This is a genomic window from Flavobacterium sp., from assembly GCF_036741995.1.
Lineage (GTDB): Bacteria > Bacteroidota > Bacteroidia > Flavobacteriales > Flavobacteriaceae > Flavobacterium.
This window is the reverse complement of record NZ_DAINRG010000010.1, coordinates 1-25,894: the sequence shown is the minus strand read 5'-3', so window position 1 is coordinate 25,894 and position 25,894 is coordinate 1. Positions and strand designations below refer to the sequence as shown.

The following is a 25,894-nucleotide window of genomic DNA, read 5'->3' as shown; positions in this document are numbered from 1 at the left end:
TACCCAAAAACTATTCGAAAAATAAACTTTTCAGCATTTCCAAGCCCTCGCAGCCTTCAAAGAGGCTTCCGTGTCTTACAAACGAGCTTCCGTGTGCTTCAAAAAGACATCCGTGAGCGGCTTTTAGTTTTCCGTAGGCGGCAATTTCTTTTCCGTATCCTCCAAATTGGCTTCCGCATCTTTCAAGTTGGCTTCTCAAGGCTATTTTTTAATTTTTCATTTAAAAAACACATCATACCCAAAACGGATTAAGGTTCCAATAACCACTATCAAAAAGAAAATCCGGATAAAGCCGTTTCCCTTTTTGATGGCCAACTTGGCTCCTACCCAACCGCCAAAAGCATTACAAAGTGCCATGGGAATAGCGATAGCCCAGATAATTTTTCCTTTCAACACAAAAAGACAAATCGAACCAAAATTAGTGGCCAGGTTTACCATTTTGGCATTCGCTGAAGCATGAAGAAAATCGAACCCGAGAATGGAAACAAACCCCAGCACTAAAAAGCTTCCGGTTCCGGGACCGATAAAACCATCATAAAAGCCAAGACAAATGCTCAACAGAACAGCAAACATGAGTTGTTTATTGGCAGTACTATTTTTGATTTTGTGTTGTCCAAAATCTTTTTTGGTAAACGTATAAATAGCAATTAAAGTCAACACTACTAAGAGCAATGGTTTCATAAAATCGTTATGCACCAAGGTCAATAAATTGGAACCCAAAAAAGCGGCGCAGAAAGCAACAACAGCCATAACGAAAAGCAACTTCCAATTCATCCGTACTTTTTTCAGATACTGATACGCGGCAAAACTAGTTCCGCTAAATGCCGGAATTTTTAACGAGCCAATAATAGAAGCCACAGCATAATTTGGCAGCAGTATTAAAGCTACCGGGGTTTGTATTAATCCGCCACCGCCCACAATCGCATCGACAAAACCTGCAAAAAAAGCAGCAATACAAAGCAGTACTATTATGTATGTTTCCATGGTGGTAAAATGAAAAAGAGGCACAATAAGCGCCTCTGATTTCTATAGTGTTTTTGGATTAAACCCTAACAATGTTAGCGCCTAGCGCACGAAGTCTCTCGTCAATGCGTTCGTACCCTCGGTCAATTTGTTCAATATTTTGAATGGTTGAAGTTCCTTTGGCCGAAAGCGCTGCAATCAACAACGAGATTCCGGCACGAATATCTGGCGAAGACATTACGGTAGCTTTCAACTGTGATTGGAAATTGTGTCCCATCACTACGGCTCTGTGCGGATCGCATAGCATAATTTTGGCACCCATATCAATCAGTTTGTCCACAAAGAACAAACGGCTTTCAAACATTTTTTGGTGAATTAATACATCGCCATTGGCTTGCGTTGCTACTACCAAAACGATACTCAACAAGTCAGGCGTAAAGCCCGGCCACGGCGCATCGGCAATGGTTAAGATAGAACCGTCAATATCGGTTTTCACAGTGTAGCCTTTGGTATGAGCCGGAATGTAAATATCGTCTCCTTTTTTCTCTAAAGTAATACCCAGTTTTCGAAACACACTTGGAATTACTCCCAGATTTTCCCAGCTAACATTTTTAATGGTGATTTCACTGCGAGTCATGGCAGCTAATCCAATCCAGGAACCGATTTCGATCATATCCGGAAGGATTCTGTGTTCGCAACCGCCTAATTTTTCTACTCCTTCAATCGTCAATAAGTTAGAACCCACACCGGTGATTTTGGCACCCATCGAGTTCAACATTTTACACAATTGTTGCAAATAAGGTTCGCAGGCTGCGTTATAAATAGTAGTGGTTCCTTCGGCTAAAACGGCAGCCATTACGATATTGGCTGTTCCGGTTACGGATGCTTCGTCCAATAACATGTGTGCGCCTTTCAAACGGGTTTTGGTTTCTACGCCATAAAAATGGTCTTCTCTTTCGTAACGGAATTTAGCACCCAGATTAATAAAGCCTTCAAAGTGGGTATCCAAACGACGACGACCGATTTTATCACCACCCGGTTTTGGAATATAACCACAACCAAATCGGGCTAAAAGCGGCCCGACAATCATAATGGAACCTCTTAAACTGCCACCTTCTTTTTTAAAGGCTTCGGTTTTTAAATAATCAATATTGACTTCATCGGCTTGAAAGGTGTAATCTCCAACTCCGTTTTTTTGGATTTTAACTCCCAAATTCCCAAGTAAAACGATTAGTTTATTAACATCAATAATATCTGGAATATTGGTAATTCTAACTTTTTCTGAAGTTAATAATGCCGGACACAAAACTTGTAATGCTTCATTTTTTGCGCCTTGTGGTTGTACATCTCCTTTTAGTTGAATGCCACCTTCTATTTTAAAAGTTCCCATATTTTGTTTTAAGGTTCTGAGGGACTGAGGCTCTGAGGTTCTGAGGTTACTGTTCTTAGCACCTTAGCACCTAAGTGCCTTAGCACCTTTATTTAGGATTATTGTTATTATTGTTTTTCTGAAAAGGTTTCTTGCCTGTTTTGTTGCTTTTAATCTTAGCATTTTGAGGAGGCATGTTTTTGTTGGATATTTTTTTATTGGTACGCATCAAATCGTTGGTGTTCAACAATTCTTCGGTGCTTTGCAATAAGTTTAGTTTCCCGTCTGACAATTCATAAAGATGCTCAAAAATAACCGTATCGGTAACGGTGTCTTTATTCCAACTCAAGTAGGATTTTTTCATGTGGTTGGCAATGACTTTGACCAAGGCATTTTTCATTTCACCATCTTCCCAACTGTTGGCCACATCAATCATATACTTGATATTGTTGCCATAAAAACGATACTTTGGATTTTTTTGAGGATAGGCCAATCGCTCCGGTTTTAGATGAATCACATCTTTGGTCGGAATTGGATAGGGAGAATCTACCTCCAATTTAAAATCAGACATGATAAAAATCTGATCCCATAGTTTGTGCTGAAAATCAGGCACATCACGCAAATGTGGATTTAAACTTCCCATTACCTGAATGATATATTTGGCGGCTTTGTTGCGCTCTTCTTTGTCTTCAATTAAAGTAGCCTGGTCAATCAACTTTTGCAAATGACGACCATACTCCGGAATAATTAAATGTACTCTTTCGGCATTGTATTCCAAATGATGTACCACATCATTGGCATTTTCTTTTATATATTTCTCTACCATTATAATGATATTATTCCTTCGATGTTAGAAACTTCGATGTATTTTTCCACCACGTGTTCCGGGCTTTCCATCATCACATTAACAGAAAGACTGGTGTATTTCCCTGTTTTAGATTGGGTGGTTTGAATAACGGCACCCATATTATCAAAAGCATTCTCTACCTCTTCGATTTTTTTAGCATCGGTAGGTACAATAAATTTGTATAAATATTCGCTGGGCCATGTTGAAGTGTTATTCAACTCTTCGCGCAATCTCGTGTAAAATTCTTGGGTCTTCTTATCCATTCCAAACAAAATAAAAGCAAATATACAGTATTGATTTCAGATTTCAGAATTAGGATTCTGTGATTTAAAAAAAATCCGCATTTTGGGTTAAAAATAAAAACCCGAAACACTTTCGGTATTCTAATTTGTTTCAATAAATTTGCGCCTTATTTCTAAAAACTTGAAAAAGGAACTCATAGTTATAACGGGTGGTCCGGGTACAGGAAAAACCACAATAATCGATGCACTCATCGAGCAGGGCTATGCGTGTTTCCCCGAAATTTCAAGAGAGATAACCCTAGAAGCCAAAAAACAGGGAATCGAACAGATATTTCTGGAAAAACCATTACTCTTTAGCGAACTGTTATTAGAAGGCAGAAAAAAACAACATCGTTTGGCTAGTAACGACCAATCTGAAATAGTGTTTTTGGATCGTGGCATTCCGGATATTTTAGCTTACATGCATTATATCGGCGATAGTTATCCTGCTTTTTTTGATCAGGCCAGCAAAGAGCACGGGTATTCCAAAGTTTTTGTATTACCACCATGGGAAGAAATCTATGAAAGTGATGAAGCGCGTTATGAAAACTTTGAGCAAGCCAAATTGATTTTCGACCATCTGAAAGAAACCTATCTAAACTACGGTTACGAATTGATTGAAGTGCCGAGAGGAACCGTGGAAGAACGTGTAAACTATATTTTAAATCAGCTTTCATAGCTGATTTTTTGTTTTCCATAGTTTCTTTATACATTTATACCAAACAACTGAATCAACTCATAATTAAATTAATGTCGAAAGCATTAGAAATCCTTCAAAAATACTGGAAACACGACGCTTTTCGCGAACCGCAGGAAGCTATTATTGCTTCGGTTTTGGAAGGCAAAGATACATTTGCCCTGATGCCCACGGGCGGCGGAAAGTCGATTTGTTTTCAGGTTCCCGCTATGCTGCAGGAAGGAATTTGCCTGGTGATTTCTCCGCTGATTGCTTTAATGCGGGATCAGGTTCAGAATTTACAAAACAAAGGCATAAAAGCCATTGCATTGACTGGTGGCATTCATCCCGATGAGATTATTGATTTACTGGACAATTGCCAGTTTGGAAATTATAAATTCCTATATCTCTCTCCCGAACGGTTGCAAAACGATTGGATTTTGGAACGCATCAAAAACCTTCCAATTAACTTAATTGCGATTGACGAAGCACATTGTGTATCGCAATGGGGACATGATTTTCGTCCGGCGTATCTGAAGATTGTGCAGCTTAAGGAGTTCTTTCCGAAAGTGCCTTTTTTGGCTTTGACCGCTTCGGCTACACCACGAGTGAAAGAAGACATCATCACACAATTAAAACTGGATAACCCGCAAATTTTCTCCAAATCATTTTTCCGGGATAACATCGCTTATATGGTTTTTGAAACCGAAGACAAACTGCATTTACTGCAACAAATACTAAAGAAGAATCCACAACCTTCTATTATTTATGTAACGAATCGAAAATCGTGTTTGGAAACTGTTTATCAATTGGAGAATCTGGGTTTTACGGCTACATTTTACCACGGTGGTTTATCCAATAAAGACAAGGAAAAGCACATGAAACTTTGGATGGAGGAAAAAGTCCAGGTCATAGTGGCTACTAATGCTTTTGGAATGGGCATTGACAAGTCTAATGTCAAAACCATTATTCATTTGCATTTGCCGCAAAATCTGGAGAACTATTATCAGGAATCGGGGCGTGCCGGGCGTGATGGCGAGAAAGCATTTGCCGTTATGCTCAATAATCCGTCTGATGTGTTGCATGCGGAAGCGCAGTTCATCAGCATATTGCCCAATAAAGCTTTTTTGAATTTAGTGTTTTCCAAATTGTGTAATTATTTTCAAATTGCTTATGGCGAGGGCATTGATGAGCAGTTTGGGTTTAACCTGAATCAGTTTTGTGCTAAATATAATTTTCCAATATTGAAAACGTATAATAGCTTACAGTTTTTAGACCGGCAAGGCATCATTACATTGTCACAGGAATTCTCAGAGAAAATCAGCATACAGTTTATCATTCCGTCTAAAGAAGTGATTCGATACATGAGTCTGAATCCGAATGACGAGGAAATCATGCTGACCATTTTGCGAACCTATCCCGGAATTTACGATCTTCAAACTGCTTTTAATCCGTCGTTAATTGCTAAAAAATCAAACAGTACAGACACAGCAGTGCTTTCGCTTTTGCAAAAATTAAAAGAAAAAAATATTATTGACTGGATTGCCAAAAACAATGATGCGACTATTACCTTTAATGAAGTCAGAGAGGACGAGCGCACCATTAACCGCGTTTCGAAATATCTGGAAGCGCAAAACAAACTAAAAATTGAACAATTACAAGCAGTTTTGCAGTATAGTAAAGACAGCAAAAGGTGCAAGAATAAAATACTAATGGAGTATTTTGGCGAAAGCCTAAAAGAAGATTGCGGCATTTGTTCTTACTGTATTACCAAAAATAAGAAGCAACAAAATCCGGAAACGGTGACAGCCAAAATCATTGAATTATTGAAAATACAGGATTTCAATTCCAGAGATATTCAAAAGTTGACCAAATTTCCGAAAGACGATGTTATCTTTGCCCTGCAAAAGCTGTTGGAAGACGAAACCATCAGCATCAAATCGAATAATTTATATTCCTTACACTAAGAATGGAAAAATTACGCATCGTTTTCATGGGAACTCCTGAGTTTGCCGTGGGTATTTTAGATACAATAATCCAAAACAATTACGAAGTTGTTGGCGTTATCACTGCCGTAGATAAGCCGGCCGGTCGTGGCCAAAAGATTAAATATTCGGCGGTAAAAGAATATGCCTTGGAACACAACTTAAGGTTATTGCAGCCAGCGAATCTAAAAGACGAAACTTTTTTAGCGGAATTACAGAGTCTGAATGCCAATTTACAAGTTGTAGTTGCTTTTAGAATGTTGCCTGAAGCGGTTTGGCGCATGCCTAAATTGGGAACCTTCAATCTACACGCTTCTTTGTTACCGAATTATCGTGGAGCGGCACCTATCAATTGGGCAATTATTAATGGAGAAACTAAAACTGGGGTCACCACTTTCTTTATAGATGACAAAATTGATACCGGCGCCATGATTTTGAGTAAAGAAATCGAAATTACTTCTGAGGAAAATGCCGGCGTGCTTCATGATAAACTTATGGTTATAGGAAGTGACGCCGTTGTAGAAACTTTGGCTTTGATTGAAAAAGAAAATATCACCACCACAATACAGCAAGATAATGCCGAAATAAAAACCGCCTATAAACTCAACCGGGAAAATTGTAAAATCGATTGGACAAAATCGGCTGTTGAAATTCATAACTTAATTCGAGGATTATCACCTTATCCAACAGCTTGGTGCTTCTTTAAAGATAACGGCGAAGAATGGAATGTGAAAATCTATGAAGCCAAAATCATTTCGGAAAAACATTCCTTTGAAACTGGTCAAATCATCACTACCAAAAAAGAAATTAAAATAGCCGTCAAAGATGGTTTTATTCAAATTCTAAGTCTACAACTTCCCGGAAAGAAAAAAATGCAGGCTCATGAACTACTTAATGGAGTGGCCTTTTCCGAAAAAGCACAAGCAGAGTAAGGTCTCAAGGCATTTTAGAGTTAAAAAATCGATGAATAGCATCGGTTTATCAACAAATAAATTAAGTTATCAACAAATATTTGAAAAAAACGCCAAAACGCTTGTGTAGTAAGGAATTCCTATTAAATTTGTTATCATTAACAAAATGTTTAACCAACAATTAATAACTAACATTATGAACAAATCAGAATTAATCGATGCAATTGCAGCTGACGCAGGAATTACAAAAGCTGCTGCGAAATTAGCTTTAGAATCATTTTTAGGAAATGTAGGCGGTACCTTGAAAAAAGGTGGAAGAGTATCTTTAGTAGGTTTCGGATCTTGGTCAGTATCTAAAAGAGCTGCAAGAGACGGAAGAAATCCACAAACTGGTAAGACTATCAAAATTGCTGCTAAAAATGTAGTTAAATTCAAAGCTGGTGCTGAATTAGACGGAGCAGTAAACTAATAATTAGTTCTTCTGATATACAAAAACCACATCATTTGATGTGGTTTTTTTGTTTTTAGACCAAAAAATTAGCTTTTTTAAATCCTTTTTCTTAGTTTTAATAAAAAATTGGTAGTAATGATTTCAGAAAAATTACAAAAAGGTCAATTATTAATAGCTGAACCATCTATTATTGGTGATTTGTCTTTTAACAGATCTGTAATTTTATTGGCGGATCATAACAAAGAAGGTTCAGTAGGTTTTATTCTAAACAAACCACTGAAATACGCAATCAGAGATTTACTCCCGGAGATAGATTCCAAATTTAAAATATACAATGGCGGTCCGGTTGAACAAGATAATTTATACTTCATCCATAATGTACCTCATTTGATTCCGAATAGTGTTGAAATATCCAACGGTATATTTTGGGGCGGTGATTTTGAATTGACTAAAGAATTAATCAACACTGGCATTATTAAGAAAAAAAATATTCGATTCTTTTTAGGCTACACCGGTTGGGACGCCGAACAACTGGAAAACGAGATGCAGGCCAGTTCTTGGATTTTGTCCAAAAACATTTATGAGAATAACATTTTAGGTAAAGCTTCCGTGCATTTTTGGAAAGAAAAAATCATTGAATTGGGTGGCGAATATTTGATTTGGTCTAATGCACCAGAAAATCCTATACTGAATTAAGCTTCAATTACTTCATTTAGCCTTTCTAACAATTGTTTAGCAAGCGAAACTTCAAATTCTTTTTTACGATATTTTGTTATAGGCTGAATTCCTGTAATGACATTCGTGACAAACAATTCATCGGCTTTCTGCAAATCAAAAGGAGAGATTGGCTCTTCAACTAAGGTTATATTGTCTATTTTTTTAGCCAAAGCGATGATCTGCTTTCTCATAATTCCGTTGAGACAACCTTCAGAAATCGGTGGTGTGATTAATTTGTTTCCCATCAGCATAAACAAATTGCCATTGGTCGCTTCAATTACATTTTTATCTTCATTGATTAGCAAACAGGAATCCAATTGATTTTCTTTGGCAAAAATGCTGGCCGTAACCTGAATGATTTTATTATTCGTTTTTAAAGTGGACAGTAATTGTTTGGAAACCGTAAAGTCTTTGTACAAATCAACTTCAAATTTGTTATTGGAGAATAGGTATTGCTTGTTTTCAAGCTCAGTAGCCACAACAACAAAGGAAATCGAGTTGTCCGTTGGGGTATAAAATCCACCTTCATTTCTGAATACAGTAAGTCGCACACGAGCCAAATCTTGCAATCTATTGGCTGTTACCAAATTCAAAACCTGTTCTTCCAGATATTCCATGGTAAATGCCATTGGGATTTCCATTCTCACAATTCGCATCGATGCCATCAATCGAAAGTAATGATCTTCAAAAAAAAGAATTTTATTATTTACAATTTTCAAGGTTTCAAAAACACCGTCGCCATAAAGAAATGAACGATTAGCCACTGTTAACTGTAATTCAGAATCTTGGAGAACACCATTAAAATTTACCATAAAAAAAGTCCCGTTTTTAGCGGGACAAATATACTGTAATTAAAAATATTTATATGGAACCTATGACGTGTTTTAAGTCGGAAATTTGATTTTCCCACAATAACTTAGCTTCATCTACTTCATCTTCTATGGCAAAGTCAACCACCATTAAAGAGACATCTTTGGTAATTTCATCTTCAAGTATTCTTAATTCGAAATAATATTCCGTATCCTTTTTAGCATCATCTACCCATTTAAATTTTACTTTTTCACCAGTTTTTTTGGAAGCCAAACGAGCATTTTCTTCGATGTCATTCCATATAAAAGTAAAAAATTCACCTCTAGAGTTCACATTGTCAGCAAACCATTCTTGTAACCCTGAAGGTGTTGAAATATATTGGTAAAGCAATTGAGGTGACGAATTCAAAGGAAACTCAAGCTCATAGCGAATTTTATTATCCATAATCAGAACAAATTTTTTGGAAATATATAGAATATAAAATCAATAAAAAAGCGTTTTTTAAAAATAAAAAAAATAAGTGTTTTAAGTTTGTAACCCTAAATTTAAATTTTATATTTGCACCCGCATTCAGGGAATGTCACATATTGGCGAGGTAGCTCAGTCGGTTAGAGCGCAGGATTCATAACCCTGAGGTCGGGAGTTCAAATCTCCCTCTCGCTACAAAAATTAAAAGGCTTGGAAATTTCCAAGCCTTTTTTATTTCTCCCTTTTCTCTTATTTCCTTCCTTTCCTAATTGTTCTGATTTGTAATCAACCCAAAAACTATTTTTAACAAGAGTGTTTTGTAAGTTTTTGATATATTTTGTAGGTTTTTTATTTGTTATTATTTCAATAATATGCATTTCATCGATTATTTATTGCATTTTGTCGATTAATTAAAAATACTTCCTACTTTTGGTTTGTCAAATAAAACAAATGAAGCAGTCAAACTTCATTTAAATAATAAATCATAAACCCCCGAGTTATGAAAAGTTTATTACTTAAATTAGAAAAAAAAGGCATCTTACTAATTACACTGCTAATGGCAGTTAATTATGGACATGCGCAAACAACTCAAACCTTTACAACGCCAGGGACAAGCACAATTGTTATTCCTGCTGGGGTAACAACTGTAACCGTTGAAACATGGGGAGCAGGTGGAGGTGGAGGAAACAGTAACAATACCACATCTAACGGTGGAACCGGTGGTGGTGGTGGTGCTTATGCCAAAGGAATCCACACAGTTACACCAGGCAGTACATATTATTATACTGTAGGATCAAAAGGTACTGGTGGACCCGCTAATAGCACAACTCTAGCAACAGCTGGAGGAAATTCATGGTTTAATGCAACTGCCTCAACAAACTCAACACCTATAACCAATGCAACTGGAACTTTAGCTGTAGGTGGTGGTAAAGGAAACAATAATTCTACAACGAGTCCAAATAATGGAGGAACAGCTGCAGCATCCTTAGGAAATACTACTGTAACCTCTGGAACAACTGGTAACGGCGGTACCTCAGCTGCCGGTGGTGCCGGTGGTGCTGGCGCAAATGGAGGTAATGGAGGTACCGCTTCAACTTCTGATGGTAATGCCGGAAATCCACCTGGTGGTGGTGGTGGTGGTGGTAATGATGCTGCTGCAAATAAAGGTGGTGATGGTGCAAATGGTCAAATAAAAATAACTTGGACTTGTCCAGCATATGCTTTAACATCAGCTACCTCTGCAACTGGCCCTTTTTGCGGATCATCAACCTCTGTGGTTACTCTTAGTTCTACGACTCTAACAACTGGAACGTATACTGTAACATACAATCTTTCTGGAGCGACAACAGCAACTGGCAATACCGCTAGCATGAGTTTTACTGCCGGAATTCCGGGAACAGGAACTTTTACAACACCTTCACTAAATATTGGAACCACAACCGTTACAATAACCAACTTATCCTCTGGCAGTAGCTGCAGTAGTGCTATTAGTTTATTCAATACTGCTAATGTGGTGATTAATGGTTCAGCAACTGCCAATGCAGGAACAGCTATCAGTACTTGTTCTACCGCAGGAGCCGTGAATATCACAACTGGATCTAGTGCTACAAATTATGCGTCTGTCACCTGGACTTCAAATGGAACCGGTACTTTTACTAATGCTAATTCATTAACAACTTGCACTTATACTCCTAGCGCAGCTGACATTACTGCTGGTAATGTAACCTTAACTTTGACTGCATTTGGAAACTCTCCATGTGGTAATACTACTGCAACTAAAACACTGACAATCGTTCAAACCTCAACAGCGGTTGCCGGAACTGCTATCGCTATGTGTTCTGTATATCCATCAGTTAACATCACTGCGGGTTCAAGTGCTACAAATCAAACTAGTATAGTATGGACCAGCAGCGGAACCGGTACTTTTACAAATGCTAATTCATTAACAACTTGTACTTATTCTCCTAGTACTGCTGATATAACAGCTGGTAGCGTAACTTTAACACTGACGGCCACAAATCCTGTTTGTAATGCTACGACAACCAAAACGTTAACAATTGCTTCTTCAGCAACTGCCGTTGCCGGAACAGATATTAACATGTGTAATGCTTCGGGAACTGTAAACATTACTGCTGGTGCGAGCGCCACCAATTATTCAGCCATTACATGGACATCTAGCGGAACTGGAACCTTTGCCAATGCTAATTCATTAACAGCCTGTACCTATACTCCTAGTGCTGCTGATAATTTAGGCGGCGGGGTTACATTAACCTTAACAGCTACAGGACTAACTCCTTGCAACAACGTAACGGCTACAAAATTAATAACCATCTATGGTCCAACAGCAACAGCAGGAACTGCTATTACAACATGTTCAACTGCTGGCGCCGTTAATATTACTGCGGGTTCGAGTGCAACAAATTATACAAGTGTAACCTGGTCATCTAGTGGAACCGGTACTTTTGCCAATGCCAACTCGTTAACAACCTGTACTTATACCCCTAGTGCTGCAGATATTTCTGCTGGGAATGTAACATTAACACTTACCTCTTCACAATCAGGGTGTAGTAATGACACTTCAACAAAAACATTGACTATTTATGCAACTCCAACTATAACAGCTACAGTTCCTGGTTCAAGAACCGGTACCGGAACAGTGATTATAGGAGCTACTCCATCGGCAGGAACTCTTTATTGGTATTCAGCATTGACCGGAGGAAGTTCTTTAGGTTTTGGGACCAGTTTTACAACTCCATCTATTTCATCTACAACAACATTTTATGCAGAAGCGGTTAATGGTTCTTGCTCATCAACTCCTAGAACAGGTGTGGTAGCAACCGTAAACTATTCGGCCATGAATGTTACCGGAAATGCAACAGCCATTACAAATGGAAGTGTAACCGCTTCAACAACAAACTGGACTGATTTTGGTTCAACCAATTCAACCCGAACTTTCACTATCAATGATACCGGAGCAGGTATATTAAGCATCGGAACCATTTCAATTTCTGGAGCTAACGCAAGTGATTTCACTGTAACAACTTCTCCAAGCAGTTCTGTTGGTCCTAGTTCAAGTACTACTTTCGTGGTAACTTTTAACCCATCAGCAGCGGGAACCAGAAATGCTACTATTTCGATAGCAAATAATGACACCAGTAATAATCCTTATGTGTTCGCGATAAAAGGAACCGGGGTTGTACAAGGAATTACGATACAAGGTAATGCTACAACCATTGCAAATGGTGCGGCAACTCCAACTACTGCCAACTGGACTGACTTTAGTACAGTAACCAGTACCAGAACTTTTACCATAACTAATAGTGGAAATGTTGTTTTAACAATTGGTGCTATTTCTTTTTCTGGAACTAATGCTTCTGATTTTACCATTCAAACTTCACCAAGTGCTACTGTTGCTGCTTATGGAAGTACAACGTTTACCGTTTTATTCTCACCAAGTGCTTCCGGAACAAGAAATGCCACCCTTAGTTTAGTTAATAATGACAGTACCAAAAACCCTTATACCTTTGCTATTAAAGGAACTGGTTCAACACAATTAATCAGTTTACAAGGAAATGCCACTGCTATCACGCATGGTTCCACTACTGTTTCAACTACCAACTGGACAGATTTCAGCACCGTTACTGTTACCAGAACTTATACTATTTATAATTCGGGTACGCTCCCTTTAAGCATTGGAGCTATTACATTTACCGGAACAAACCCTACTGATTTTTCTGTTCAAACAGCACCGAGTTCTAGTATTCCTTCTCTTGGAAGTTCTACTTTTACAGTATTATTTACACCAGGCGCTACTGGAACCAGATCCGCAATCGTAAACATTGTTAATGGTGACAGCACCAAAAACCCTTTTACTTTCAAAGTACAAGGAACAGGCGTAGTTCAAGGAATCTCTATACAAGGTAATGCAACAACCATTGCCAATGGTGCTACACCGGCAGTAACCACCAACTGGACTGATTTTAGTACTTCAACCAACACCCGAACTTTTACAATATTTAATAGCGGTAACATGCCGTTAACCGTTGGAGCCATTACTTTCTCCGGAACCAATGCTACTGATTTCAGCATCCAAACCGCACCAAGTGCTACTGTTGCTGCTTTTGGAAGCACAACTTTTACCGTTTTATTTACACCAGGTGCTTCCGGAACTAGAAATGCAACAATTAGTATCGTTAATGGTGATAGTACTAAAAACCCTTATACTTATGCCGTTAAAGGAACTGGAGGTACAATGACTATTACAGTAACCAATCCAAACGGATTAGCTATTACTGATGGAGACACCACTCCTACTCAAACTAAACAAACAGATTTTGGAAGTGTATCAATTGACAGTGGTTCAGTAACCGTAACTTATACCATCACAAATACGGGTACAGGGGCTATATCTATTGGAACTGCAACATTTACAGGTACTAACGCCAGTGATTTTAACATGTCGGCTGCACCAAGCACATCTATTATTCCTGGAGGAACTTCAACATTCCAAATTGCGTTTAACCCAACAACTAAAGGAACCAAAACAGCTACTTTTTCAATAGTAACCAATGCTACCGGAATGAATCCATTTAATTTTGACATCACTGGATTAGGAGTTCAGACTTATTTAGATACAGATGGAGATGGAGTAACTGACAACAAAGATTCAGACGATGATAATGATGGAATATCTGATATTCAAGAACAAACTGATGCGCTTAGTTATCCATTAAATAATTTAATTCAGTATACTTTCTTAAATGAAACTTTTGGAGCAGGAACTACAAAAGGCCAAATAAACATTAATATTCCCGGAGCTTCAACGACTTCTTGTTATGAGGACAATATCACCACAAACACAAACAGTTGTGGAACTAACTCTTCAGGCGTATTAGATGATGGTGAATATTGCGTAAATTATATCGTAACCAATTCTAATGGCGTAGCAGCAGATCCGGAAAACATTCACCATGACTTAGCCTGGACTGATCAACTTGATCACACTTCGGGTGATGTAAATGGTAGAATGGCCATCTTTAATGCTGATAATACAGCCGGAACTTATTTTTATCAGGCTATTATTAATGGAATTCTTCCTAACACTCCAACCTCTTTTAGCTTTTGGGTAATGAACCTAATGAGACAAGGAAATTTGGGCACAACCATTTTGCCTAACATAACCATTGAGTTCAGAGACATTACCGGCGCAACTTTAATCGCAAGCTACAACACTGGAAATATCGGCAGATGTTCGGCATCAAACTCTTTAGACAATAGTTGTGGTCCTTCTTTATCCAATTGGTTAAATTATGCTACAAGTGTTAATTTGGGCAACATCACTGATTTCATGATCAAAATCAGAAACAATGCTCCGGGTGGAGGTGGAAATGACTTTGCCATGGATGACATTCTAATTACACAAACTTATGTGGATTCTGATGGAGATGGAATTGCCAACATCTTTGATTTAGATGACGAAAACGATGGTATAGCAGATGTTGAAGAAGCAGGATTAAGATCGTATAGCAATGGCTCTTCTAAATTAGATTCAAGCACATGGGTTGATGCAAACGGAAACGGTGTTCTTGACGCTATAGACGCACAAATCGCGGCCGGAACTTTTTCAGTAGCTGATACCGATGGGGATGGTGTTCCAAATTATTTAGATTTAGATAGTGATAATGATTCCTTTTTTGATGTGGATGAAGCAGGAACTTTAAACGGTGATGGTGACATCAATGGCGATGGGAAAGGAGATTTAGTAGATACCGATAAAGACGGAATATTAGATTTATATGATAACTCAACCAATTTCGGAACCATCTCAAGATCTTATGCTCAAGATACGGATGCTAACGGAGTTGCAGATTATTTACAATTAGATGCTAACAATGATGGCATTAAAGATATACAAACAGGACTATACAGCAGCTTAGATGCAAATAATGACGGGAAAATAGATGGTTCAACGGATATTGACAAAGACGGAATATTAGACTCTTTTGATACCAATACTGCTGTTATTGGTTCTCCAAGAGATTTAAACAGAAAACTATTATTGGATTTTGACGGAAGAAATGATTACGCAGAAGCCGCTTCAGTTTTAGGAGGTTTACCAAAAGCATCCTTAATGGCATGGATAGATATGAACAGTGCCTATAGCGCCGATGGTGTGGTAGTAGGTCAAGACCGATTCCATATTAGAGTTTCTGCGGCCAGAAAGGTAGAAGCTTATGTTAACGGGAACACTTTAACTTATAATGTGGTGTTAAGCACTTCGCAATGGTATCATGTGGCTGCCACTTTTGATGGATCAACATTAAAACTATACTTAAACGGAAGATTAGTAGCCACACAAGCTAATTCAGGAAGTATCGCTGCCGATGCTACAAAACTAACGATTGGTAGAAACCCTAACACTCCTTATGATAAATATTTCAAAGGAAAAATTGATGAAGTTAGAATATTCAATGTAGCACTTACTGATGCGCAGGTACAAAGAATGGTTTACCAGGAAATTCAAAACACCAGTTCACAAGTTAGAGGTACTATTGTACCAAAAGATGTAAGTGCATTGCCTTTTTCTAATTTGTTACGCTATTACAGAATGGATGCCTTTAAAGATGACATTATTGATGATTTAACAACTACATCTACGGATACCGGAACCGGAATGAAAATGTACAACCACAAAAATATCTATGTGCAACAAGCCCCAATGCCTTTCGTAACTGAAAGAACCGGCACTTTTGCAACAGCGGTTAACAGCCCTACAAATGATGTTAGAGGTCAGGATGTTATGGATCAGGATTGGTCAATCGTTCAGGTAAAACACAACATTACCGAAACAGCCAACAATACTGACTTAGCGATGTTTGTTGATCCGGGTGTAACGGTAAGCATGACTAATGATACCAAAATTCAAAACGATTGGTACTTACAATTAAACGGAAAAATTGATTTAGTTGGAAAATCGCAATTGGTACAAACCACTAACAGTGATTTAGATGTGACTAGCTCTGGCTCTATAGAAAGAGACCAACAAGGACAATCTAACAAATTCAACTATAACTATTGGTCATCGCCGGTAAGTACTATCAACAGTACAACCATCAATCACGGTTACACAGTAGCTGGTGTGATGAGAGATGGTACGGATCCAAATAACATTCAAAACCTTCAATGGACAAGTAGTGTAAATGGTTCAGCTACTACACCTATCACTTTGAGCAGCTATTGGATTTTTAAATTCCAAAATGCCAGCAACAGTTATGCTAACTGGTCTTCGGTAGGTCCTAACGGAACTTTATTGGCTGGTCAAGGGTATACTTTGAAAGGAAGTGCCGCAGGAACAGCAACTCAAAATTATACTTTTGCCGGCAAACCTAATAATGGAACTATTACATCAACTGTAGCGGCTAACAATTTAAATCTTTGTGGAAATCCATATGCTTCTGCTATTGATGCTTCTCAGTTTATTAATGACAATAGCGCTTCTATCACCGGTACATTATATTTCTGGGAACATTACAGTACTAATACTTCTCACAATACAATTCAGTACCAAGGGGGTTATGCTACCCGAACATTGGTTGGCGGAACACCTCCGGTAGCTCCATCAGGAGTAAGTGGCATAGGTACCAGCAGCAAAACACCGGAAAGATTTATCCCGGTTGGGCAAGGATTTTTTGTGAAAGGTTCTGCAACAGGAGGTACTATTACTTTCAATAACGGTCAAAGGCTTTTTGTAAAAGAAGACGATGTGACTTCAAACACCATGTTCAGACACATCAATAATACTGTGGCATCCCCTAACGATCCTGCTTTCAACAATACAGAAGACGCTTTCTCAGAAGAGCAATTTACAAAACTACGATTAGGATTTAACTCAACCGATAATTATCACCGTCAAATCTTATTAGGTTTCATGAATCAGTATGCTACTGCTGGAATCGATCCTAAATACGATGCAGAACAAATTGAAATTCAACCTAGCGACATGTACTTCATCAATGGTACTTCAAAATTGAACATCAATGGTGACGGTTACTTTAATACTGCCAATATTTATCCTTTGGGCGTAAAAACAGCCGCCGCCGGAAATGTGAAATTTGTTATTGATGGGCAAGAAAACTTTAATCCAAATCAGGAAATCTACATCTATGATAATGTAACGGCACAGTACAATAGCATTAAATCACAAAGTTTTGAAATCAACTTACCGGCAGGAACTTACGAAGACCGATTCTCATTGCGATTCGTAAGCAACGCGCTTGGCGTAGTTGATAACCAAATCAATAATGGCATAGTGGTATCACATTCTCAAGCGGATAACATGATTAACATCCAAAATGAGTTACAGGATGCTACTGTAAAATCAGTATCGTTGTTTAATTTATTGGGACAAAATGTAACCAACTGGACCATTGAAAACCAAAACCAAGCTAACATTCAATTACCGGTTTCTGGATTAAGTACAGGAACTTACATCATCAAGGTAATTACCGATAAAGGAGAAATAACTAAGAAAATCTTAGTTAGATAATCCCCTTCATTTTTTTATTTGACACCCAAAAAAAGCTCCCCAAAAGGAGCTTTTTTTATTTTCGACCCATTATCAATTCCTTTAACAAATTATTTTCCAATGTCAATTTATTAATTTCGGTGGCCTGTTGGGCAATCAAAGCATCTTTATCCGAAACCAATTTAGGGTCATACCCAAAGTCTTTAGGCATTGAATTAGCAATATCCATAAAAAAATTATAGCGCATGGCTCCACAAAGACGCATCAACGTTTGACAATGAATATACTTGCGCTTCTCATAAGCATAAATAGCCGTGTTAGGCGTAGCCATCTGCTTGGCAATAGTGGTTCGAACCAAATTATTTTGGTCAATATAGTGCTTAATCAGGTTGCCAATGTGGATAGAAGTTTCCATACGTTTGAAAAATAGTAAGTTATAATTCAAAATTATAAATAATTATACAATTATTATAGTATTTATATAATTATTTCTTACGGATTATACCACCCTATAGTCAGGACACAATTATTTCTTATAGATTATACCAACCTTATAGTCATGGTATAATTTTTTATTACGGATTATACTAATCTTATAGTCAGGACACAATTATTTCTTACGGATTATACTAATCTTATAGTCAGGATATAATTATTTAATAAAAAATATACGGTTGCTTGTTTATTGCAGCTTTTGTGCTAATTGGGAGTAGTCTAACTGCAGTTGTTCACCGCCGATAATATCTTTTAGTGTAAAAATACCATTAGCAATTTCTTTAACCACAAACGGAATACCTCTGCGCTCCGCATGCTTGAACTGTTTGTCAATCTTAACAGCATCCGGATACATTTCAGCTTTGATGTTGTGATTGCGTAACGTGGTAACGGCTTTCATCGCTTCAAATTCCTGGCTTTCGCCAAAATTCAAAAACAACACTTTAGTAGCTGTAGTAACGGTTTTCGGGAAAAGATCCAATTCTTCTAACACCAAATAAATTCGGTCTAAACCAAAAGAAATCCCCACGCCACTCATATTTTTCAAACCAAAAATACCAGTCAAATCATCATATCTTCCACCACCACCGATGGAACCCATAGCAACACCTTCTGGAGCTGTAACTTCAAAAATAGCGCCGGTATAGTAATTTAACCCACGGGCTAAAGTCACATCCAAGTCTAAATGGGCTTTTTGCAAACCCAGTTTAGTCACGTTATCACAAATGAAACGCAACTCTTCGATGCCTTTCTTTCCTTCCTCGGAGGTAGCCAGTAATCCTGAAAGTTTTTCTAATTTTTCCTGAATCGTTCCGGTAAAATTGAACAACGGTTGTACTTTGATTAAAGCCGCTTCCGAAATGCCTTTTTCGAGCATTTCTTTTTTAACGCCCTCCTCTCCTATCTTGTCGAGTTTGTCCAAAGCCACCGTAAAATCAATCAGTTTATCCGAAGCGCCAATCACTTCCGCAATGCCGGAAAGCACTTTTCTATTGTTGATTTTGATGGTCACACCGTTCAATCCTAAATCTGCAAAAACCGAGTCGTACAATTGCACCAGTTCCACTTCCTGCCACAAGGAGGTAGAACCCACCACATCGGCATCACATTGGTAAAACTCTCTGAAACGCCCTTTTTGCGGACGATCCGCACGCCACACTGGTTGAATTTGGTAGCGCTTAAACGGAAACTCAATTTCACTTTGGTGTTGTACTACATAACGGGCAAACGGTACAGTTAAATCGTATCGCAAGGCTTTTTCGGAGATTTTCCCGGTAAGCTTTTTATAGTTTATAGTTTGTAATTCCTCCGCAGTAACTTTATCTAAAAAATCTCCCGAATTCAATATCTTAAAAATCAAACGATCCCCTTCTTCCCCATATTTCCCCATCAAAGTATCTGAGTTTTCAAACGAAGGCGTTTCTATAGGTTGGTAACCATATTTCTCGAAATGCGAACGCATAATCGAAATAATATAGTTACGCTTAGAAACCTCTGCAGGTGAAAAATCTCGGGTGCCTTTTGGAATACTTGGTTTTTGTGCCATTTTGAAATTATGAATTAGAAATTCGCTTTGCAAATATCTTATTTTTTAAAACTAATTTCTACAACCCAAGCAATATTCTTGTAACAAAAACCGTAATTTCGTGTCAAATTACCATCATGATTGGATTATTCAGAGAAAACATAAAAATTGCCACCAGTTCGATACGAACACAATTGTTGCGCACCATTCTTACGATTTTAATTATTGCCTTGGGAATTTGGGCCTTGGTTGGTATTCTTACCGTGGTTTCTGCTTTGCAAAATACGCTGTCAACCAATTTTGCTTCGATGGGTTCCAATACATTCAACATCAATCAATACGAAAACACCAACCGACGTCATGGCGGCGGCGAAGTGGAAAAAATCAATCCGATTATTTCTTATCCGCAAGCACGGGCTTTCAAAGAAACCTATGACTATCCGTTTACACATACTTCCTTATCATTTACAGCTACCTCAACGGCCGAAGTAAAATATGAAAATCAAAAAACCGATCCCGAAATTTCGGTGATGGGCGTAGATGATTATTTCCTTACGAACTCAGGATTAGAAGTAACTCAAGGTAGAAATTTCAATAATTTCGACATTCAAAACAACACTTATTCTTGTATTGTAGGTTCTGATTTTGCTACCAAAGGATTGCTGAAAGATGTTAATCCGATTGGTAAAATCATTTCGGTTCGAGGCGCCAAGTTCAAAGTCATCGGCGTATTAAAAGAGAAAGGCTCTTCCTTTGGAAACCGTCAGGATTTGCGTATGCTGATTCCGATTCAGGTGGCACGTTCAATGTTTTCGGCACCCAATATCAATTACACCATCAGCACGATGATTGACAAAAACGAATTGCTGGACGAAGCGGTTGATCATGCCATCATCACCATGCGAAAAGTGCGAAAACTGAATCCGGTAGAAGACAATAATTTCGGAATTTCCCGAAGCGATGATTTGATTAATAAAATTGCTGAAATCACCGGCGTTTTAAGTTGGTCTGCCTGGATTATCGGTATCATTACCATTTTTGGCTCTTCGATTGCCTTGATGAATATCATGCTGGTTTCGGTAACCGAAAGAACCCGTGAAATTGGTGTTCGAAAAGCGCTAGGCGCCAAGAAAAGCACTATTGCCTTTCAGTTTTTTGTTGAGACTTTAATCATTGGTCAGCTGGGCGGTTTGGTTGGAATTATTCTCGGAATCATTACCGGATACCTAATTGCTGTGGCGATTGATTTTAGTTTTGTGATTCCATGGTTGGCCATCATGGCGGCGGTGATTACGACTTTTATAGTGGCTGTAGTTTCCGGTTCCTATCCGGCGATAAAAGCTTCACAGCTTGACCCTATTGAAGCCCTTCGCTACGAATAATTACAACTAATCATTCTATCATTACCGTAAATATCCTTGATGAGTTGGATGTTTTTGAAACCTAACTCATGAAGCAATGCAACGGTTTCATTTCCTAGATATTGATTGATTTCGAAATACAATTGACCATTTGGGTTCAAATTTTTCTTCGCCAATTGAGCAATTTTTCTATAAAAAAGTAACGCATCATCATCCTCTACAAACAGAGCTAAGTGCGGTTCGTATTCTAAAACATTGGGATTGATTTCGGCTTTTTCCAAATTCCGAACATAAGGCGGATTGGAAACGATAACATCAAATTGCTGTTCTAAACCGTCGGTTTCCAGAATATTCTTAAGCAGAAAAGTGACTTCTACTTGGTTGAGTTCCGCATTTTTTTTGGCTGTAGCCAAAGCACCTTCGGAAACATCAATCGCATACACTGCAGCATTCGCCAAATTCTTTTTCAAAGCAATAGGAATACAGCCACTACCCGTTCCGATGTCAAGGATTTTTAGTGGATTTGTTAATTCGGTTATTCGGTTATTTGATACAATCAACTCGACCAATTCTTCCGTTTCCGGTCTCGGAATTAAAACATTTTCATTGACTAAAAATGGCAAACCAAAAAACTCGGTTTCGCCCAGAATATATTGAATTGGTTTGTGAACTTTCAAATCGGAAACGATACTTTTCCATTGTTTTAAATGATTGCCATCCATTACGATTTCTGGATTCAGTGCCAAATCTATTCGCTTTAACCCATGTAGTTTTTCCAATATGAGATAGTAAAAACTCTCGCTTTCCTTTTCATCATATAAAGAAGAAAGTTCCTGAAGGAAAATAGCTTTGTAGTTTTTGAGCAGCATCTATAAATTCTTTAACATCCAAACCGGACAAGTCGTATGCCCAGTGTTTCCTAATGGTTCGCAAAGGTATTCAAAACCAACTTTTTTGTATAAGCTTTGTGCTACTACCATTTCGGGCAGTGTTTCTAGATAGCATTTTTCATATCCGAATTCGGTGGCTTTGGCCAAACATTTTTCAATCATTTGCAAACCAATTCCTTTGCCACGAGCGGCTTTTAGGAAATACATTTTTTGCAACTCGCAGATATTTTCAGTAGTATTTTCCAATTGGCTCACCCCTGCTCCACCGATGATTTCACCATTCTCTTCTACCACAAAATAAATGGCTCGCGGTTTATCATAGGTCTCAAACATAAAATCCAATTGGGAATCGGCAAATGCAGTTCCTGTTTTCGGATAATCATCGGAAATAAAAACTTCCCGGATAACCGCAGCCATTGGAGCGTTGTCTTCCTTTTGGATTTCTCTGATTCGTATGCTATTCATTCTAAAAGTAATGTCTTATTTTTGTGCTGTGAAGATACACGAAATTTACATAAAACGCTGCATCCAATTGGCCAAAAACGGGCTGGGAACCACCTATCCCAATCCATTGGTGGGAAGCGTGATTGTGCATGACGGCAAGATTATTGGCGAAGGCTGGCACCGAAAAGCCGGTGAACCCCATGCCGAAGTCAATGCCGTAAATTCAGTAAAAGACAAGTCTCTTTTATCCAAAGCTACTATCTATGTTTCGTTGGAACCTTGCAGTCATTTTGGCAAAACACCGCCTTGTTGTGATTTGATTATTGCTCATAAAATTCCAACTGTGGTGGTGGGAACTGTTGATCCTAACAGCAAGGTGGCCGGAACCGGCATCAAACGATTAATTGAAAATGGCGTAACTGTTACCGTGGGTGTTTTAGAAGACGAATGCCACGAACTGAACAAGCGTTTTTTTACTTTTCATAACCAGCAACGTCCCTATATCATTCTGAAATGGGCGGAAAGTTCAGATGGTTTTATAGCGCCTTTAACGAAAGAAAAAAAAGAGCCCGTTTGGATTTCCAATGAATTCTCGAGACAATTGGTGCATAAATGGAGAAGCGAAGAGCAGGCCATTTTGGTAGGAACCAACACCGTTTTAGAAGACAATCCAAAATTAGACGTTCGCGAGTGGTCAGGTAATAATCCTATTCGAGTGGTTGTAGACCGAACCGGAAAAATCTCTGAAGACTACAATCTCAAAGACAAAAAAACCAAAACCATCGTCATCACAGAGCAAGAAAATTTAACATTTAGTGAGAATCTTATATATGAAAGTGTTATCTTTGATATCCAGCTAACCAAAAAAATTGTCGGTATTTTATACAAATATGGACTCCAGTCTGTAATAATCGAAGGTGGTAAACAAACCTTAGAGAGTTTTATTGATAGTAATCTTTGGGATGAAGCTAGAGTTTTTAGTGGTGCCATTTCATTTAAAGAAGGTGTTAAAGCCCCTGTTATGAATGGGATTTCCAAAACAGAAAAGATAAAAGACGATCAACTTAAACTTTTTTTGAACCATGATTAATACTATAATTTTTGATTTTGGAGATGTATTCATCAATCTTGAAAAAGAAGCATCCATTGCGGAATTTAAAAAATTAGGTTTGGATGGTCCAAATGAAGATTTACTGGCCTGTAATGATTTGTTTGAAAAAGGTAAAATTTCGGAATTAGAATTCATAGAAACTTTCTTTAAATTTATTCCCAACGCCACTGTTCATGACATTCGCAAAGCTTGGAATGCCTCGATTGGCGATTTTCCGTTGCACCGATTGGAGTTTCTACAAATGCTATCCAGCCGCTATCGCCTATTCCTTCTGACCAATACCGATTCTATACACATCAGCCGTTTTGAACACATGGTGGGCATGTCTTTTTACAGTGATTTTTATCGTTGTTTTGAAAAAGTATATTATTCCTATGAAATGGGTATGCGCAAGCCTGACCCGGAAATCTTCACTACTTTGCTCCGCAAGCATGATTTGTCTCCGAAACGGACTTTGTTTGTGGATGATAAAAAAAGTAACACTGACGTTGCCGAGAGTTTAGGACTGCACGTCTGGAATTTACAGGTTGGCACTGATGATGTTGTGAATATGTTTGACCAAAAACACCTGCCTTTTTAAGTTTTGACTGTTAGCGATACTTATAAAACTTTAGCAAATCCTTCTCCTGAAATTCTTTATAAAGAAAAAAACAGCAAGTTCTTTGGCTATGCTTTTCCGGTAACCACCGAAGAGGAAATCAAATTGCATTTAGAGAAATTACGAAAAGAGCATTTTGGAGCGGTACACTTTTGTTATGCTTTTCAGCTCGGGACTGACACGATTCAGTATCGTGCTAATGATGATGGCGAACCCAGTAATTCTGCAGGAATGCCCATCTACGGACAAATCCAATCCTTTGAACTGACTAATATTTTAATTGTGGTTGTTCGGTTTTTTGGCGGTGTAAAATTGGGGGTTGGTGGATTAATTTCGGCATACCGAACCGCAGCTCAAATGGCATTGGAAGAAGCTGAAATCATTGAAAAAACCATCAATATTCATTTCTTAATTGCTTTTGATTATAAAAACATGAATAAAGTAATGCGGGTAATCAAAGAGAAAAATGTGGAAATCATATCACAACAAATGGACGAAAGTTGTCAAATTGAAATTGCTACCCGAAAAAAAAATGCCGAAATACTGTTCGACATTTTTAAAGGTATGTTTGAAGTTGAAATCGAAAAAGTATAAAATTTTTAGTCTTTTAAAATTTCCAAAATGTATTCCGGAGGCGCAATAGGCTTTCCTAAATTTATATCCACAAAAACTAGCAAAAAATGTGCAGTTGTTAACAACTCTTCGTTTTCATTGCGAATTTCACAATCAAATTCTATCTTCACAGAGCTCTGACTTTTGAACTTGGTTACGACTGTAAGTAAGTCATCATAACGTGCTGGCTTTTTGTAATTTATCGTCATAGAAACTATTGGCAGGGCAATTCCGTTCTCTTCAAGTGATTTATACGAAATCCCTTTGTTTCTAAGCCATTCCACGCGTCCCATCTCAAAATAAGGCACATAATTACCATGATAAACTACACTCATTTGATCGGTTTCGGAGTACCGAACTCTAACTTGAATCTGATGTTCTTTCATCTGTTTTTTTTGCTGTTAATCTATATTAGATACTTCTTTATACAATAATATTTTTAAAAAATCAATATGATATAAATTTTTTTTAACGAATTTTATTCACATATTTGTTGACCCGTAAAACATGAATATTTTCATCAATTTTCTTGTTTAAAAACCTATAACTAATTACAATAATTTAAAACAAAATATGAGTAAAACTGCGCAATCGGTATGGGAAAACTGTCTTTTATTTATAAAGGACAACATTCAAGAGCAAGCCTTTAAAACTTGGTTTGAACCGATTAAATCAGTCGAACTTACTGACAATGCACTTTACATTCAGGTTCCAAGCAAATTTTTCTACGAATGGCTGGAAGAGCATTATGTTAAATTATTGAAAGTAGCGTTAACCAAAGAACTCGGGAAAAACGCAAAGTTACTCTATAAAATTAAAATGGAAAACACTTATGGCAATAAACAACCGTTTACGG

General features: G+C 37.8%; 24 protein-coding genes and 1 tRNA gene. 12 read left to right on the top strand and 13 right to left on the bottom strand.

The genetic code is table 11. The annotated features are described in order from the left end of the window. Positions 1-10 precede the first annotated feature (10 nt). From V7D82_RS05375 to V7D82_RS05355, 5 genes are all read right to left on the bottom strand, one after another. A complete protein-coding gene (locus V7D82_RS05375) occupies positions 11-199 on the bottom strand; it encodes a hypothetical protein (protein ID WP_333599947.1) in 189 nt (62 codons plus the stop codon). A gap of 17 nt (positions 200-216) precedes the next feature. Beyond that, entirely contained in the window at positions 217-984 is a 768-nt protein-coding gene (locus tag V7D82_RS05370) for a sulfite exporter TauE/SafE family protein (protein WP_333599946.1), read from the bottom strand. 58 nt (positions 985-1,042) lie between these two features. Further along, positions 1,043-2,353: a UDP-N-acetylglucosamine 1-carboxyvinyltransferase gene (gene murA, locus V7D82_RS05365; protein ID WP_333599945.1), complete on the bottom strand. Its 1,311-nt coding sequence runs from the start codon at positions 2,351-2,353 to the stop codon at positions 1,043-1,045. Positions 2,354-2,441: 88 nt separating this feature from the next. After that, positions 2,442-3,158, bottom strand: coding sequence for a DUF4290 domain-containing protein (locus V7D82_RS05360; RefSeq protein ID WP_333599944.1), 717 nt, complete (start codon positions 3,156-3,158; stop codon positions 2,442-2,444). Continuing rightward, positions 3,158-3,442, bottom strand: coding sequence for a DUF493 family protein (locus V7D82_RS05355; RefSeq protein WP_333599943.1), 285 nt, complete (start codon positions 3,440-3,442; stop codon positions 3,158-3,160). The genes V7D82_RS05360 and V7D82_RS05355 overlap by 1 nt, the downstream gene beginning before the upstream one ends. Positions 3,443-3,602: 160 nt before the next feature. On the opposite strand from V7D82_RS05355, the gene V7D82_RS05350 reads away from it, so the two are divergent. The 5 genes from V7D82_RS05350 to V7D82_RS05330 all read left to right on the top strand — a co-directional run bounded on the left by V7D82_RS05350 (position 3,603) and on the right by V7D82_RS05330 (position 8,179). Beyond that, a complete protein-coding gene (locus tag V7D82_RS05350) occupies positions 3,603-4,139 on the top strand; it encodes an ATP-binding protein (RefSeq protein WP_333599942.1) in 537 nt (178 codons plus the stop codon). A gap of 71 nt (positions 4,140-4,210) precedes the next feature. Beyond that, on the top strand, positions 4,211-6,103 hold the full coding sequence (locus V7D82_RS05345) for a RecQ family ATP-dependent DNA helicase (RefSeq protein ID WP_333599941.1): 1,893 nt from the start codon (positions 4,211-4,213) through the stop codon (positions 6,101-6,103). Positions 6,104-6,105: 2 nt separating this feature from the next. Then, positions 6,106-7,053 (top strand): methionyl-tRNA formyltransferase, encoded by a 948-nt coding sequence (gene fmt / locus V7D82_RS05340; RefSeq protein ID WP_333599940.1) that lies wholly within the window; start codon positions 6,106-6,108, stop codon positions 7,051-7,053. A 145-nt stretch (positions 7,054-7,198) separates the two neighbouring features. Then, complete coding sequence (locus V7D82_RS05335; protein WP_158592531.1) at positions 7,199-7,501, top strand: HU family DNA-binding protein; 303 nt, start codon at positions 7,199-7,201, stop codon at positions 7,499-7,501. 117 nt (positions 7,502-7,618) lie between these two features. Beyond that, positions 7,619-8,179 carry a YqgE/AlgH family protein gene (locus V7D82_RS05330; protein ID WP_333599939.1) on the top strand — a complete coding sequence of 187 codons (561 nt, stop codon included), beginning with the start codon at positions 7,619-7,621 and terminating at the stop codon, positions 8,177-8,179. Here V7D82_RS05330 and V7D82_RS05325 read toward each other — a convergent pair. Continuing rightward, complete coding sequence (locus V7D82_RS05325; RefSeq protein ID WP_333599938.1) at positions 8,176-9,012, bottom strand: aminotransferase class IV; 837 nt, start codon at positions 9,010-9,012, stop codon at positions 8,176-8,178. The two genes, V7D82_RS05330 and V7D82_RS05325, sit on opposite strands and share 4 nt — an antisense overlap. Positions 9,013-9,061: 49 nt before the next feature. Beyond that, entirely contained in the window at positions 9,062-9,454 is a 393-nt protein-coding gene (locus tag V7D82_RS05320; RefSeq protein WP_333599937.1) for an START-like domain-containing protein, read from the bottom strand. A gap of 145 nt (positions 9,455-9,599) precedes the next feature. On the opposite strand from V7D82_RS05320, the gene V7D82_RS05315 reads away from it, so the two are divergent. Beyond that, a tRNA-Met gene (locus tag V7D82_RS05315) sits at positions 9,600-9,673 on the top strand. Here V7D82_RS05315 and V7D82_RS05310 read toward each other — a convergent pair. Beyond that, entirely contained in the window at positions 9,655-9,855 is a 201-nt protein-coding gene (locus tag V7D82_RS05310; RefSeq protein WP_333599936.1) for a hypothetical protein, read from the bottom strand. The two genes, V7D82_RS05315 and V7D82_RS05310, sit on opposite strands and share 19 nt — an antisense overlap. 122 nt (positions 9,856-9,977) lie before the next feature. Here V7D82_RS05310 and V7D82_RS05305 point away from each other — a divergent pair, with 122 nt between their 5' ends. After that, the gene (locus V7D82_RS05305; protein WP_333599935.1) at positions 9,978-18,023 is read left to right on the top strand and encodes a T9SS type A sorting domain-containing protein; all 8,046 of its coding nucleotides are present in this window, start codon (positions 9,978-9,980) and stop codon (positions 18,021-18,023) included. Between the two features lie 55 nt (positions 18,024-18,078). On the opposite strand, the gene V7D82_RS05300 is transcribed toward V7D82_RS05305, so the two are convergent. Together V7D82_RS05300 and hisS are read right to left on the bottom strand one after the other, a co-directional pair. Then, complete coding sequence (locus V7D82_RS05300) at positions 18,079-18,417, bottom strand: hypothetical protein (protein ID WP_333599934.1); 339 nt, start codon at positions 18,415-18,417, stop codon at positions 18,079-18,081. A 267-nt stretch (positions 18,418-18,684) separates the two neighbouring features. After that, entirely contained in the window at positions 18,685-20,043 is a 1,359-nt protein-coding gene (gene hisS, locus V7D82_RS05295) for a histidine--tRNA ligase (RefSeq protein ID WP_333599984.1), read from the bottom strand. Between the two features lie 116 nt (positions 20,044-20,159). On the opposite strand from hisS, the gene V7D82_RS05290 reads away from it, so the two are divergent. Then, positions 20,160-21,404 (top strand): ABC transporter permease, encoded by a 1,245-nt coding sequence (locus V7D82_RS05290; RefSeq protein WP_333599933.1) that lies wholly within the window; start codon positions 20,160-20,162, stop codon positions 21,402-21,404. On the opposite strand, the gene prmC is transcribed toward V7D82_RS05290, so the two are convergent. Both prmC and V7D82_RS05280 read right to left on the bottom strand, forming a co-directional pair. Then, positions 21,395-22,252: a peptide chain release factor N(5)-glutamine methyltransferase gene (gene prmC / locus V7D82_RS05285; RefSeq protein ID WP_333599932.1), complete on the bottom strand. Its 858-nt coding sequence runs from the start codon at positions 22,250-22,252 to the stop codon at positions 21,395-21,397. The two genes, V7D82_RS05290 and prmC, sit on opposite strands and share 10 nt — an antisense overlap. Then, positions 22,253-22,738 carry a GNAT family N-acetyltransferase gene (locus V7D82_RS05280; RefSeq protein ID WP_333599931.1) on the bottom strand — a complete coding sequence of 162 codons (486 nt, stop codon included), beginning with the start codon at positions 22,736-22,738 and terminating at the stop codon, positions 22,253-22,255. Positions 22,739-22,766: 28 nt separating this feature from the next. Between V7D82_RS05280 and ribD the strand changes: the two genes are divergently transcribed. The 3 genes from ribD to V7D82_RS05265 are packed head-to-tail and all read left to right on the top strand — an operon-like array spanning position 22,767 to position 25,020. After that, complete coding sequence (ribD, locus tag V7D82_RS05275) at positions 22,767-23,807, top strand: bifunctional diaminohydroxyphosphoribosylaminopyrimidine deaminase/5-amino-6-(5-phosphoribosylamino)uracil reductase RibD (protein ID WP_333599983.1); 1,041 nt, start codon at positions 22,767-22,769, stop codon at positions 23,805-23,807. Continuing rightward, positions 23,800-24,408, top strand: a complete 609-nt coding sequence (locus tag V7D82_RS05270; protein ID WP_333599930.1) for an HAD family hydrolase — start codon at positions 23,800-23,802, stop codon at positions 24,406-24,408. The genes ribD and V7D82_RS05270 overlap by 8 nt, the downstream gene beginning before the upstream one ends. Positions 24,409-24,411: 3 nt before the next feature. After that, a complete protein-coding gene (locus tag V7D82_RS05265) occupies positions 24,412-25,020 on the top strand; it encodes an IMPACT family protein (RefSeq protein ID WP_333599929.1) in 609 nt (202 codons plus the stop codon). A 5-nt stretch (positions 25,021-25,025) separates the two neighbouring features. On the opposite strand, the gene V7D82_RS05260 is transcribed toward V7D82_RS05265, so the two are convergent. After that, complete coding sequence (locus tag V7D82_RS05260) at positions 25,026-25,424, bottom strand: acyl-CoA thioesterase (protein WP_333599928.1); 399 nt, start codon at positions 25,422-25,424, stop codon at positions 25,026-25,028. A 187-nt stretch (positions 25,425-25,611) separates the two neighbouring features. Here V7D82_RS05260 and V7D82_RS05255 point away from each other — a divergent pair. Further along, the coding region (locus V7D82_RS05255; RefSeq protein WP_333599927.1) for a DnaA N-terminal domain-containing protein at positions 25,612-25,894 on the top strand (283 nt) is incomplete at its 3' end.

Coding starts and splice junctions, on each gene's coding strand:
- hisS (WP_333599984.1), bottom strand. CDS start 20,043: ATGGCACAAAAACCAAGTATTCCAAAAGGCACCCGAGATTTTTCACCT.
- V7D82_RS05370 (WP_333599946.1), bottom strand. CDS start 984: ATGGAAACATACATAATAGTACTGCTTTGTATTGCTGCTTTTTTTGCA.
- V7D82_RS05300 (WP_333599934.1), bottom strand. CDS start 18,417: ATGGAAACTTCTATCCACATTGGCAACCTGATTAAGCACTATATTGAC.
- V7D82_RS05290 (WP_333599933.1), top strand. CDS start 20,160: ATGATTGGATTATTCAGAGAAAACATAAAAATTGCCACCAGTTCGATA.
- V7D82_RS05330 (WP_333599939.1), top strand. CDS start 7,619: ATGATTTCAGAAAAATTACAAAAAGGTCAATTATTAATAGCTGAACCA.
- V7D82_RS05280 (WP_333599931.1), bottom strand. CDS start 22,738: ATGAATAGCATACGAATCAGAGAAATCCAAAAGGAAGACAACGCTCCA.
- V7D82_RS05360 (WP_333599944.1), bottom strand. CDS start 3,158: ATGGTAGAGAAATATATAAAAGAAAATGCCAATGATGTGGTACATCAT.
- V7D82_RS05270 (WP_333599930.1), top strand. CDS start 23,800: ATGATTAATACTATAATTTTTGATTTTGGAGATGTATTCATCAATCTT.
- V7D82_RS05325 (WP_333599938.1), bottom strand. CDS start 9,012: ATGGTAAATTTTAATGGTGTTCTCCAAGATTCTGAATTACAGTTAACA.
- V7D82_RS05310 (WP_333599936.1), bottom strand. CDS start 9,855: ATGCATATTATTGAAATAATAACAAATAAAAAACCTACAAAATATATC.
- V7D82_RS05260 (WP_333599928.1), bottom strand. CDS start 25,424: ATGAAAGAACATCAGATTCAAGTTAGAGTTCGGTACTCCGAAACCGAT.
- V7D82_RS05335 (WP_158592531.1), top strand. CDS start 7,199: ATGTTTAACCAACAATTAATAACTAACATTATGAACAAATCAGAATTA.
- V7D82_RS05305 (WP_333599935.1), top strand. CDS start 9,978: ATGAAAAGTTTATTACTTAAATTAGAAAAAAAAGGCATCTTACTAATT.
- prmC (WP_333599932.1), bottom strand. CDS start 22,252: ATGCTGCTCAAAAACTACAAAGCTATTTTCCTTCAGGAACTTTCTTCT.
- murA (WP_333599945.1), bottom strand. CDS start 2,353: ATGGGAACTTTTAAAATAGAAGGTGGCATTCAACTAAAAGGAGATGTA.
- V7D82_RS05345 (WP_333599941.1), top strand. CDS start 4,211: ATGTCGAAAGCATTAGAAATCCTTCAAAAATACTGGAAACACGACGCT.
- V7D82_RS05355 (WP_333599943.1), bottom strand. CDS start 3,442: ATGGATAAGAAGACCCAAGAATTTTACACGAGATTGCGCGAAGAGTTG.
- fmt (WP_333599940.1), top strand. CDS start 6,106: ATGGAAAAATTACGCATCGTTTTCATGGGAACTCCTGAGTTTGCCGTG.
- V7D82_RS05320 (WP_333599937.1), bottom strand. CDS start 9,454: ATGGATAATAAAATTCGCTATGAGCTTGAGTTTCCTTTGAATTCGTCA.